The organism is Streptomyces cahuitamycinicus (genome assembly GCF_002891435.1).
Taxonomy (GTDB): domain Bacteria; phylum Actinomycetota; class Actinomycetes; order Streptomycetales; family Streptomycetaceae; genus Streptomyces; species Streptomyces cahuitamycinicus.
On record NZ_POUC01000245.1, the window covers coordinates 1 to 12073 of the forward strand.

The 12073-nt window shown below is 71.5% G+C and carries 9 protein-coding genes; 8 read left to right on the top strand and 1 reads right to left on the bottom strand.

Features of this window, described 5'->3' with window-relative positions:
• Window positions 1–204: 204 nt before the first annotated feature.
• Window positions 205–909 carry an antibiotic biosynthesis monooxygenase gene (locus C1J00_RS27445; RefSeq protein ID WP_102911700.1) on the top strand — a complete coding sequence of 235 codons (705 nt, stop codon included), beginning with the start codon at window positions 205–207 and terminating at the stop codon, window positions 907–909.
• A gap of 76 nt (window positions 910–985) precedes the next feature.
• Here the strand turns inward: C1J00_RS27445 and C1J00_RS27450 are convergent, their stop codons facing one another.
• Window positions 986–2815, bottom strand: a complete 1830-nt coding sequence (locus tag C1J00_RS27450) for a DUF8508 domain-containing protein (RefSeq protein ID WP_102911701.1) — start codon at window positions 2813–2815, stop codon at window positions 986–988.
• 536 nt (window positions 2816–3351) lie between these two features.
• Here C1J00_RS27450 and C1J00_RS27455 point away from each other — a divergent pair.
• The 7 genes from C1J00_RS27455 to C1J00_RS27485 all read left to right on the top strand — a co-directional run bounded on the left by C1J00_RS27455 (window position 3352) and on the right by C1J00_RS27485 (window position 11885).
• Window positions 3352–4767: a hypothetical protein gene (locus C1J00_RS27455; protein WP_102911702.1), complete on the top strand. Its 1416-nt coding sequence runs from the start codon at window positions 3352–3354 to the stop codon at window positions 4765–4767.
• A gap of 152 nt (window positions 4768–4919) precedes the next feature.
• On the top strand, window positions 4920–6368 hold the full coding sequence (locus C1J00_RS27460; RefSeq protein WP_102911703.1) for an alkaline phosphatase PhoX: 1449 nt from the start codon (window positions 4920–4922) through the stop codon (window positions 6366–6368).
• A gap of 346 nt (window positions 6369–6714) precedes the next feature.
• Window positions 6715–8298: a TROVE domain-containing protein gene (locus C1J00_RS27465; RefSeq protein ID WP_102911704.1), complete on the top strand. Its 1584-nt coding sequence runs from the start codon at window positions 6715–6717 to the stop codon at window positions 8296–8298.
• 91 nt (window positions 8299–8389) lie between these two features.
• On the top strand, window positions 8390–9031 hold the full coding sequence (locus C1J00_RS27470) for a GntR family transcriptional regulator (RefSeq protein ID WP_102911705.1): 642 nt from the start codon (window positions 8390–8392) through the stop codon (window positions 9029–9031).
• Window positions 9032–9079: 48 nt separating this feature from the next.
• A complete protein-coding gene (locus tag C1J00_RS27475; RefSeq protein ID WP_102911706.1) occupies window positions 9080–10096 on the top strand; it encodes a 1-aminocyclopropane-1-carboxylate deaminase in 1017 nt (338 codons plus the stop codon).
• Window positions 10097–10176: 80 nt separating this feature from the next.
• Window positions 10177–10581, top strand: a complete 405-nt coding sequence (locus tag C1J00_RS27480) for a VOC family protein (RefSeq protein WP_102911707.1) — start codon at window positions 10177–10179, stop codon at window positions 10579–10581.
• A 266-nt stretch (window positions 10582–10847) separates the two neighbouring features.
• Complete coding sequence (locus C1J00_RS27485; protein WP_102911708.1) at window positions 10848–11885, top strand: LacI family DNA-binding transcriptional regulator; 1038 nt, start codon at window positions 10848–10850, stop codon at window positions 11883–11885.
• The last annotated feature ends 188 nt before the right edge of the window (window positions 11886–12073 follow it).

Genomic DNA, 12073 nt, shown 5'->3' on the forward strand with positions numbered 1-12073 from the left:
GGCCCTCCAGGAGCTTCGCGGTCCGGGAGAACTCGAAGTCGTTGATGTCGCCCAGCGTGATGACGTCCGCGTTCTTCTGGGTGTCGAGGATGTCCTTGACGAAGGCGTTCACCACGGTGGCCTGCCGAACCCCGCTTGACCTCAAGTTTGGTCGAGGTTGAACAGTGGGGTGTGCAGCAGTCGCGCACACAACTGGAGCGTTCCATGAGCCGTCGGACCGAACAGCACCCCGACCCCACCGACCCTCGTATCGGTGCCCCCCTCTTCAGCACCTGGCGTCTGGGAACCCCCGAGCGGCAGCGGCAGGCCGTCGAGGCGATCGCGCGGACGTGGGAGCGGCGGCCCTGGCCGACCGCCGACCTGCTCGGGTACCACGTGTACGCCGGGCATGACGGGGACACCCTGCTGCACTACTCGCAGTGGAGGAGCGAGCAGGCCTTCGAGGCGTTCGTGAAGACCCACCGGCAGGACCGCGTCGACGAGATCGACACCGCCGTGCCGGGGATCGAGCGGGTGGAGATAGGGCGGTACCGGCACTATCGCAGTGCCGGGCAGAAAGGCGCGGCGGCGCCCGCCCCGGGGTGCGTCGTCGTCGTCGACGTCCGCTTCGAGGGGCCCGACACGGACCGGCAGCGCGCCTGGGTGGACGCGGTGTTCGAGGCCCTGGAGAGCGAACCGGAAGCGCACCCCGGCGGCATCTCGGCCCACTTCCACCTCAGCACCGACGGCACGCGGGTGCTCAACTACGCCGAGTGGGAGAGTGCCCAGGCCCATATCGATGCCTTGGCGGCGCCGGGGGAGGGGGTCGGCTCGGCGACCGAGCAGTGGAAGCGCGTGCAGAACTGGCCGGGCCTCCTGCCCGGCGGCTCCGTCAGCCGCTACGACCACGTCCTCGGGCTGGTGCCCTGAGCAGGCTGGTGCCCTGATCGGACCGGTGCACCGAGGACGGGCCGGCCGAACCACGCGTTCGGCCGGCCCCGGGCCCCTACGGGCGGAACCGCAGGATCTGCGGGTCGTGGTCGCTGATCTGGTCGTGGAACTCCGCGTTGACGTGCACGCTGTCGTACTCGAAGTCGCAGTCGCGGCGGATCGACGGGCTGATCAGGATCTGGTCGAGGACCTGGCTGTTGCCCTGGTAGACGTAGGAGTAACGCTCGCTCCTGGGCAGCGACTTGATCGCCGACCACAGTTCGCCGCGGCCCTCCAGGAGCTTCGCGGTCCGGGAGAACTCGAAGTCGTTGATGTCGCCCAGCGTGATGACGTCCGCGTTCTTCTGGGTGTCGAGGATGTCCTTGACGAAGGCGTTCACCACGGTGGCCTGCCGGTGGCGCTGCGTCTCGGAGCTGCGCGACGGCGGCTGGTACTGGGCGGTCAGACCCTGGTCGCCGCCCTTGGAGTTGAAGTGGTTGGCGATCACGAAGACCGAGCGGCCGCGGAAGACGAACTCGCCGGCCAGCGGCTTGCGGCTGTTCTTCCAGGCCTCGTCGGCGGGGGCGACGCGGCCCGGGCTGAGCGTCAGGTGCGCCTTGCCGCGGATCTTCGTCACGCCGGTGGCCGTCGTGGCGTCACCGCCCGCGCGGTCCGCGAAGGAGACCCGCTCCGGGTTGAACAGGAACGCCTGCCGGATGTTGCCGCCCGGCTCGCCGCCGTCGGTGCCGTCGGCCGGGTCGACCGAGCGCCAGTCGTACGTCGGGCCGCCGGCCGCGACGATCGCGTCGATCAGCGTGGTGAGGGTCTGGTCGGCGGCGACCGTACCGTCGTTCTTCGCGCCGTTGTTGTCCTGGATCTCCTCCAGGGACACGATGTCGGGCGACTTCAGGTTGTTCACGATCGCGGAGGCGTGGGCGGCGAACGTGTCGTCGGCCGGGTCGAGGTTCTCCACGTTGTAGGTGGCGACGGCGAGTTCCGAGGAGCGCTGCTTGCGGGTCGTCTCGCGCTCCAGGCCCGCGCTCTTCAGCGTGCCCAGTTCGCTCGCGACCAGGGTGTAGCCGCCGAACTGGTTGTAGTCCAGGGGGCCGGCGGTGCTGCCCTTGAGGGTGTCGCCCACGTTCGCCTTCGGGAAGTCCGCCGTCGGGCCGAGGGACTGGATCTGGAGGCGGCCCGTGTTCTGGGCGGTGTAGGAGCCGTAGACCGTGCCGCCGTGGCGGTTGCGGTTCTCGTGCGGCTTCACCGTCACCCAGAGCTCGGTGTACGGGTCGGTGGCGCCGACGACGCGGGTGTCGGTGACCCGGACGGACATGCCCTCCAGCGCCTCGTAGTGATCCAGGGCGTACTTCGAGGGCTTCAGGGGGAGCGCGTCGACCGAGCCGCCCGCGGCCGGGTCTCCGGCGGGGGCGTAGACGGCGGGAACCGAGCGCGAGGTGATCGCCGTGGCCGCGGGCAGCGCGTTGCCGCTGGAGACGACCACGGTGGTCGGCTTGGTGATCTCCGTCAGCGACTGGTTGCCGGAGGTGGCGCCACCGGGGACGAACTCCGCCACCGTGCCGCTGACCGTGACGGCGTCACCGACGGCCACGCCCTTCGGGGCGGAGCCGGTGAAGACGAAGACGCCCTCGCTGGTCGCCCGGTCGGCGTCCGGGTTCGGGTCCTGGATCCAGAAGCCGCGGGACGAGCCGTAGGTCCGGATGCCGGTGACGATTCCGGCCACGTCCGTGACCTGCTTGCCCGCGTACGGGGATATCCGGGTGCTGCCCTGGATGTCGTGGATGCGCACCGACTCCGCGTGCGCGGGGCTGGTGAGGACGATCGTGGATGCCGCGGAGCACGCGGCGGCGACGGTGAGCGCGGCGAGACGCGCGGACGACTTGCTCGGCAACGGGGTTCCCTCCGGGGACGTGACAGGGCGCCGGGACGAGGGGCGGAAAGGACGGAATGGCTGACTGCCGCTCCCTGTGGGGCGGATGCGGTGACGCGCGTAGAGAACGGTGGACGGGTGGACCTGGGTGGGGCCGGCCCGGTGAACAGGTGTCCGCCGACTTCTACGCGCGTCAATCTCCAGCCTGCTCATGTCACTTGTCAAGGTTTCGGCCATGCACGGCGGATGACGGGGACATGAAGTGGGCGGCATGGGTGGAAATCCGTCTAGGCTGAGCGGTTGAGTCACCTGAGGCGCGCCATGGCCTGTCGTTCGGATCAGGCCGCAGCGAACCGACGGTGCTGCTCGATGCCGGTGAGCGGGGTCCGGTGCGTGCAGCTGCAAGGCGGAGGAGGGCGTCGACGCGATGGGGCCCCTCCCGCGCGAGCGCAGCCGAGCGTGGGGGAGTCGGCAACCGACGACAACGCGGCAGTGTGCGTGCCAGACCGCGCGTCTGCGGCGTGATCCAAACGACAGGTCCATAGGAGAAACAGCCGATGTCAGACAGCTCCCCCCTGCCACCGGTGCGGCTGCACCCCGAAGCGGAGCTGGCGCGCGACGCGCTGTCCACGCCGTTGCTGTCCCGGGCCGCCCGGCTCGCCCGCTGGGCCGGGCCGGACACCCGCGTCGACGCCGGGGGAGGGCTCGTCGACGAGCAGCTGCCCGCGGCGGTCGAGGCGCTCGGGCTGAGCGGGGACGACGCCGCCGCCGACGCGAGCGAGGCGTGGCGGGTCGCCGTGGACGCCGGGCTCGTCGAGGTCGTCGACGAGGACGAGGGCACCGTGACCGCCGGTGAGGATCTGGCCCTGCTCACCGGTGGCTCGCCGCAGGACGTGCTCACCGTGTGGCTCTCCGCCCTGGAGACCGTCCTCGCCGACGCGAGCGTGCCCGACCTGGACGGGCTCGTGGACGAGGAGGGCGAGCTCGACCTCTCCGCCCTCGGCTGGGACCCCGAGGGCGAGGCCGCGTTCCTCGACGGCGTGCTCGGCAACCTCTATCTGCTGACCGCCGGTGAGGACACGCCCGGCACCCCGGTGCCGCTGCCGGCCCTGGCCGCCTCGGTGATCGTGCCCGGTGACATGGACGAGCCCACCAACGACGTCCTGGAGCAGGTCTCCGACGCGATGATGCGGCTCGACGACCAGTTCCGGATGCTGGAACCGGTGGGATTCGTCGCGTACCAGCCCGTCGACGAGGCGCTCATGGCCGACGCCGACGAGGAGCCCGCGGCACCCCTCGACGACACCGACGTCTCCCGCTACGGCATGGTCCGGCTCACCCCGCTCGGGCTGTACGGCATGCGCGCCCGGCTGCTGGAAGCCGGGTTCGACGCACCGGCCGTCGGCGACCTCGCGGACAAGGGGGCCGACGCGCTGCTCGACGGCACGGCGGACTTCCCGCCGGGTGCTGCGCAGGCCGAGACCGAGCAATGGCTTCAGCGCCGGGAAGCGCTCGCCGCGGCACGGGAGTTGCTGGCGGCGGCACGGGGCGCGGATACCGGGGCGCCGTTGCGGCGGTTGCGGTGTCAGCAGGCGTTGTCCCTGGTGGGTGCTTCGGCCGAGCCCGCGCTGCGGGAGGTGCTCGACGATGCCGAGCTGGGCGGTCTCGCCCGTGTCTGGCTCACGGAGCACGGTGCGGTGGATGTGCCCGTGCCGTCGGAAGCGATGGTGTATTGGCTGACCATCGACACGGTGGCCGCGCAGCTGGCAGCGGAGGGGAACTCCGAGGAGCTGCGGGCGCTGGTGGAGGGGCTCGCTCAGCAGCACGGTGGGTTCTTCGAGGCCGTGTGGCGGGTTGATCATCCCGCGACCGCCGATGTGCTGGAGGCGATGGGGCGGTTGCATCCCGACAAGAGGGTGGCGAAGGAAGCGCGGAAGGCTGCGTTCAAAGCGCGATCCCAACAGGCGGGCTGATCCCGGCCCGCGGGTGCGGCGCCGTCTCGGCTTGTCGCGCAGTTCCCCGCGCCCCTGGGGCGTTGTTCAACCCCTGTTCACGGATGAGCGGGACGGTGTTGCCGAACGAGGTCCGCCACCCTCCACGGCAACCCCCCGTCACAGGAGACACCATGTCGCTCACCCGCAGGGACTTCGCCAGACACTCCGCGATCACCGGTGCCGGTGTGGCGCTGGCGGGCAGTGTCGGTGCCCTCGCCACCGCGCCGAACGCCCTCGCGTCCTACGACACCGACAGCGCGGGGGACGAGACGGCGGACGCCCGGCACGGAGTCGGCTACGGCCCGCTGGTCCCCGACCCCGAGGGCATCCTCGCCCTGCCCGCCGGCTTCACGTACCGGATCATCACCTACAGCGGCAAGACGAAGCTGGAGTCCGGTGAGCCCACCCCGTCCAACCACGACGGCACCGCCACCTTCGACGGCCCCCGCGGCACCACCCTGCTCGTCAACAACCACGAGCTGAAGGGCCCACGCGCCGGCTGGAAGTACCCGGTGCCGCTCACCGAGGGCCTCGTGTACGACCCGGCCGCGGCCGGCGGCTGCACGGTCGTCGAGGTACGCCCCGACGGGCGGGTCGCGGAGTGGGTGGGCATCGCCGGCACCTCCACCAACTGCGCCGGTGGCAGCACGCCCTGGGGCACCTGGCTGACCTGCGAGGAGAACTCCGACAAGGCCGGCGTCAACGGCATGACCAAGGACCACGGCTACGTCTTCGAGGTCGACCCCTGCGACCGGCGCGCCAACCGAGCCCCCAAGCCGCTGAAGTTCTTCGGCCGCTACGACCACGAGGCCGTCGTCATCGACCCCAGGCGCGGCCACGCCTACCTCACCGAGGACGACGACGAGCCCAACGGTCTCTTCTACCGCTGGACCCCGCCCAAGGGCTTCGCGTACGGCCCCGGGAAGTTCCGCGAGCTCGCCGACGACGCCGGTGTCCTCCAGGCTCCCAAGTGCTTCGACTCCGGCGGCACGTTCGTCGACGACCTGTCGCGCGCCACGAAGACCGGCACCGTCTACGGCGTCGACTGGGTGGACGTCCCCGACCGCGACGCCCGCATCACTCCTGTGCGCAAGCAGTTCGCCGACGGCGAGGTCACCCGCGCCCGCAAGCTGGAGGGCATGTGGTGGGGCGACGGCGGCGCCTACATCGTCTCCTCCTACGCTCGTGAGGAGAGCCCCGTCCGGCACGACGGCCAGGTCTGGTTCTACGACCCCAAGCGCCGCACGCTGACGCTCAAGGTCCTGCTCGGGGTGAACCCCGACCCGTCGAAGGACGGCGCGTTCGACGGCCCCGACAACATCACCGTCTCCCCGTACGGCGGCATCGTGCTGGCCGAGGACGGCGAGGGAGTCTCGCACCTGTTCGGCGCCACCGAGAGCGGCCGCACGTACCCGATCGCCCGGAACGACCTGAACGTCGGCACCGAAGAGGAGCCGGAGTTCAGCGAGTTCGCGGGGGTCACCTTCTCGCCCGACGGCAAGACCCTCTACGCCAGCATTCAGGACCCGGGCATCCTGCTTGCGATCACCGGCCCCTGGAAGCGCCAGAAGCGGTCATAAATTCGCTCGCAGTTTCCAAGGCGCGCCTCCTACAGTGAGATCACAACGTCACGCACCTCCCGGTGCGATGGCAGCGGCTACTTCTCTTCCAAAGAATCCGACGCCGCCGCCGACTTGATCTCGGGAGGCGCAGCATGTGGTGGGTGCCCGGTGCGAAGGCAACGGTTACTTCCTGGGATCAGAGGGTTGCGGGTTCGAGTCCCGTCAGCGACTTCGGGTCGCTGTAGCTCAAGTGGGTAGAGCATCTGAATTAGTCCGTCGCCGACTTCTGTCCTCGGGCACCCACCTTTTTTTCCGCATGCAGCGTCTCTCCCGAAACACACGAACGAATTCGGGGGAATTCACCATGGCACGATTCAATAGCAAGGCAGCCCGCGCGCGTCCCGTCTCGCGCGTGACGTCCACCGGGCGGGTGCTGCGGACGTACGAGGGCGGCCGGGGCCGTGAGCGGGACGCCCGCTCCGAACTCTTCCTGCTCGCCGTGTCCCACTTCGTCTCCCAGCAGACCTTTTACGAGACCGGTGCCGACCGCGACGATCGGTTCCAGCGGCTCGTGCGTGAACTCGCCGTCACCGATGCGGAGTGGACGGCCGGCCTGCTCGGCTGGCTGCGCGGCGCGGGCAACCTGCGCACGGCCTCCGTGGTCGGCGCCGCCGAGTACGTCAAGGCCCGCCTGGACGCGGGTGCGACCGACGGCCCGGCCAACCGGGAGGTCGTCGCGTCCGTTCTCCAGCGGCCCGACGAGCCCGGCGAACTGCTCGCGTACTGGACGACGATGTACGGCCGGAACGTGCCGAAGCCGGTCAAGCGCGGTATCGCCGACGCCGTGCGCCGGCTCTACCACGGCAAGGCACTGCTGAAGTACGACACCGCCTCCAAGGGCTACCGCTTCGGCGACATCCTCAACCTCGTGCACGCGACCCCGAACCCGGACAAGCCGTGGCAGGGCGAGCTGTTCCGGTACGCCCTCGACCGTCGCCACCACCCGGACACCGCCGTGCCGCCCGCGTCGGACCGCGTCCTCACCGCGCACCGCGAGCTGATGGCGCTGCCCGTCGAGGAGCGGCGTGCGGTCGTGACCGCCGAGGGCGGTGCCGAGCGGCTGGCCGCGGCCGGTATGACGTGGGAGGCGCTGGCGGGCTGGCTGCAGGGGCCGATGGACAAGGCGGCCTGGGAGGCCGTGATCCCTTCCATGGGCGCCATGGCGCTGATACGCAACCTGCGGAACTTCGACGAGGCCGGTGTTTCGGACGAGGTGGCCGAGCGGGTCGCCGCGCGGATCAGCGACCCGGCCGAGGTGGCCCGCTCGCGGCAGTTCCCCTTCCGGTACCTCGCCGCCTACCAGCACGCGCCGTCGCTGCGCTGGTCGTACGCCCTGGAGCGGGCGCTCGGCCACTCACTGGCCAACGTGCCCGCGCTGCCCGGCCGGACGCTGGTGCTCGTGGACCGCTCGGGCTCGATGTTCTGGTCGCGGCTGTCCGATCGGTCGGAGCTCACCCGGGCCGACGCGGCGGCGATCTTCGGTACGGCGCTGGCGCTGCGGGCCGACCGGGCGGACCTGGTCGAGTTCGGCTCGACGAGCGACCGTGTGAAATTCCGCGCGGGCGAATCGGTGCTGAAGATCCTCGGCCGCTTCGGCGACCTGGGCGGCACCGACACCACGGAGGCGGTGCGCCGGCACTACAAGAAGCACGACCGGGTGCTGATCGTCACCGACGAGCAGTACACGCACCACCACCGGGGCGACCCGACCGAGCAGGTCCCGGCCGGTGTGCCGGTCTACACCTGGAACCTCGCCGGATACCGGGCGGGCCACGGCCCGTCGGGCAACGGCGACCGGCACACGTTCGGAGGGCTCTCGGACGCGGCCTTCCGGATGGTTCCGCTGATCGAGGCATCCCGGGACGCCGACTGGCCCTGGGCGGCCTGACAGGCCGTGGCCCGCACCGCGTGGGGAGTGCGGGCCACGGCCTCGCCCGCGCCCTTGTCGGCCTCGATACTGACATCTAACATTTCAGTCCATGGACACCATCCGGCCCGTACCCCGCACCCTGCTCAGGGACCGGGCCTACGAGGCGATCCGGGACGCCATCGTCGCCGGGGAGATCGAGCCCGGCGCGCTGGTGCGGGACGCCGACCTCGCGGAGCGGCTCGGACTGTCGCGGGCGCCGGTGCGCGAGGCGTTCTCCCGGCTGGTGGACGAGGGACTGCTGGAGAGCAAGCCGCAGAGCTACACCCGGGTCACCCCGCTGGTGGCCGCCGACGTCCGGGACGCCGCCGCCGTGGTCGGTGCCCTGCACGAACTCGTGACGAGGGTCGCCGTGCCCCGGCTGGCCGCCGCGCACATCACCGAGATGCACGCGGCCAACGATCGGTTCGCCTCCGCCGTGCGCACGGGAGACGTGGACGCGGCGCTGCGGGCCGACGACGAACTGCACGACGTCCTCGTCCGGGTGAGCGGCAACCGGGCGGCGGCCGCGACCGTCGCCCGCTACACCCCGCTCATCCGCCGGCTGGAGCGGCGGCGCTTCGAACAGGGCGGCAGCTGCCGTTCGGCCGGATTGCACGAGCGGCTGATCGAGGCCTGCGCGGCCGGTGACACGACCGAGGCGGTCCTCGTCACGGCGGAGATCTGGCGGGGGCTGGAGGGACTCGCCGACTGAGAAGGCCCCACGCGGCCGAGATCGACCGAGACCGACCCGGGAGGACTCATGTCCCTTTCCTCGTACGACCGTTACCCCCTGCTCTTCGGGCCCTCGCCCGTCCACCCCCTGGAGCGGCTCACCGCGCACCTCGGCGGAGCGTCCCTCTGGGCCAAGCGCGAGGACTGCAACTCCGGTGTCGCGTACGGCGGCAACAAGACGCGCAAGCTGGAGTACCTGGTCGCCGACGCGCTCGCCCAGGGCTGTGACACGCTCGTGTCGATCGGGGGCGTGCAGTCCAACCACACCCGTCAGGTCGCGGCCGTCGCAGCCCGGGTCGGACTCGAGTGCGTGCTCGTCCAGGAGAGTTGGGTGGACTGGCCCGACGCCGTGTACGACAAGGTCGGCAACATCCTGATCAGCCGGCTCGCCGGGGCCGACGTGCGGCTGGTGAGGGCCGGGTTCGGCATCGGCTTCAAGGAGAGCTGGGAGCAGGCGCTCAGGGAGGTCGAGGAGCGCGGCGGGAAACCGTACGCCATCCCCGCCGGTGCCTCCGACCATCCGCTCGGCGGACTGGGCTTCGCCGGGTGGGCGTACGAGGTCGCCGAGCAGGAACGGGAACTGGGCGTCTTCTTCGACACCGTCGTGGTGTGCTCGGTGACCGGGTCCACCCAGGCCGGCATGGTCGCCGGGTTCGCCGCGCTGGAGGAGGCGGGCGGCAGGCCCCGGCGCGTGCTCGGCGTCGACGCCTCGGCGAAACCGGCCGCGACCCGCGCCCAGATCGCCCGGATCGCGCACGCCACCGGCCGGCTCGTCGGTCTGAAGCGCGAGCTGACCGAGTCCGACGTCGAGCTGGACGAGCGGTACCACGCGGGCGTCTACGGCGTTCCCGACGACACGACGCTCGCGGCGATGCGGCTGGCGGCCCGGACCGAGGGGATGGTCACCGACCCCGTCTACGAGGGCAAGTCCATGGCAGGGATGACCGACCTGGTGGCGCGGGGCGAGATCGGCCGCGACTCCACGGTGCTCTACGCCCACCTCGGCGGGCAGCCGGCGCTGAACGCCTACAGCGCGCTGTTCTGACCGCCGGTCCGGCCGCGTACGGGAATCGTCCGGCGGGCAGCCGGGTTGTCGCGGTTACCCGACATACCGGAGGAGCCCCCATGCCCGACGAGCCCACCGTCCGCGAACTCCGCCTGGTCGTGACCGCCGACGACTACGAGGCAGCGCTGCACTTCTACCGGGACGTGCTCGGCCTGACCGAGCAGGCCGCGTTCGCCTCGCAGGACGGGCGGGTCACGATCCTCGACGCCGGGCGGGCCACCCTGGAGCTGACCGACCCGAACCACGCCGCGTTCATCGACGAGGTCGAGGTGGGGCGGCGCGTTGCGGGGCACATCCGGGTCGCCTTCCAGGTGGACGACTCCGTCGCCACCACGGCGAAGCTGGCCGCCGCCGGAGCCGAGGTCGTCGCCGAGCCGACCCGCACCCCCTGGAACTCCCTGAACTCCCGGCTCGAAGCACCCGGAGCCCTTCAGCTGACGCTGTTCACCGAGCTCGGCGACTGACGGGGGCGGTGGGTGCCCGGCCGGGGTGCCGTCACCGCAGTGGTGGGCCGGGGCCGCGCCGCGGGGTGTGCGTCCTCGGAACGGCGTGACGAGGCCGGACGCCGACCGACTGCTCGTCTCCGCGCAACCACTGCGGGCGGACACCTCCGGCACGGCCCCTCTCCGCAGTACGCGGGTGTGGACCGGTGGGCGTCTGTGCCGGCAGCCGGAGGGTCCTTCCGGCTGCCCCTGCCGGGTCGGCTCCGGCGCCGGATACAGTGCTGGACGTGTGGACGGACAATCAGCGTGCGGAGCCGAGTGCCGAGCAGCCCGACGGTGTGCGGCGCCGGGCCACGATCCACGACGTCGCCCGCCTGGCCGGGGTGTCCCGCCAGACGGTCTCCCGGGCGGTCAACGACAAGGGTGAGATCGACCCCGGCACCAAGGAACGGGTCCTGGAGGCGGCGCGGCTCCTGGACTACCGGCCGAGCCGGTTCGCGCGCGGACTCGTCCAGAAGGGGGCCGTCACCGCGGGCCTGGTCATCCCCGACCTGCGCAATCCGTTCTTCCCGGAGGTGGCCGCCGGGGTGCTGGAGGCGGCCGAGCAGCGCGGCTGGCAGGTCGTCGTGTGGGACTCCCGGATCGACGAGGCCAGGGAGCGGGAGGCGCTCGACGTGCTCTCCCACCAGGCGGACGCCGTCGTGGGCTACTTCAAGGACCCGGACGACGTGCTCACCCGGCACCTCGGAGGCGTGCCGCTGGTGCTGCTGGAACGCGGCCCGCAGCAGACCCGGTTCGCGGCCGTGGGCATCGACGCCGCCACCGGGGTCGAGCACGGCATGAACCACCTGTTCCGCGCGGGGCACCGCAGGATCGGCATGCTGGACGGTGTGCACGGCCCCGGCCCCCGCAGACAGGCCTTCCTGGACCAGGCACGCCGGCTCGGCCTGCCGGCCGACGAGAGCTGGGTCGTGGTGTGCCCCGAGCACAGCGTGGCGGGCGGCGAAGCCGGCATGGAGCGGCTGCTGGCCGCACGGCCCGAGACCACCGCGGTCTTCGGCTTCAACGACCTCATCGCGGTCGGGGCGATGCGCACCGCCCGCCGCCGGGGCCGGAGGGTCCCGGACGACGTGGCCGTGCTCGGCTTCGACGGCCTCTCCCTGGGCGAACTGGTCGAGCCCGCCCTGACCACCCTGCACATCGACAAGCGGCAGCTGGGACGCCTGGCCGTGGAGCAGGTGGCCCGGCTGCACGCGGGTGAGGAGCCGCTGCGGGGCGCCGACGCGTGGGTGACACCGGAACTCGTGGTGCGCGACTCCGCCTGACCCTCGTCGGGCCGGTGGCCGGGAGACGCGTGACATCCCGCCGGCCGGCCCCCGGCACATCGGCCCCGTCGTTGTCTTGACATCGGTCGAGCACGCCGATACTCGACGGCAACGCTCACGTGAACGTTCACGAGCGCTCAGAAACCCCCACCGCGACCCCCACCGCGACATCGTCGGCCACACCACCC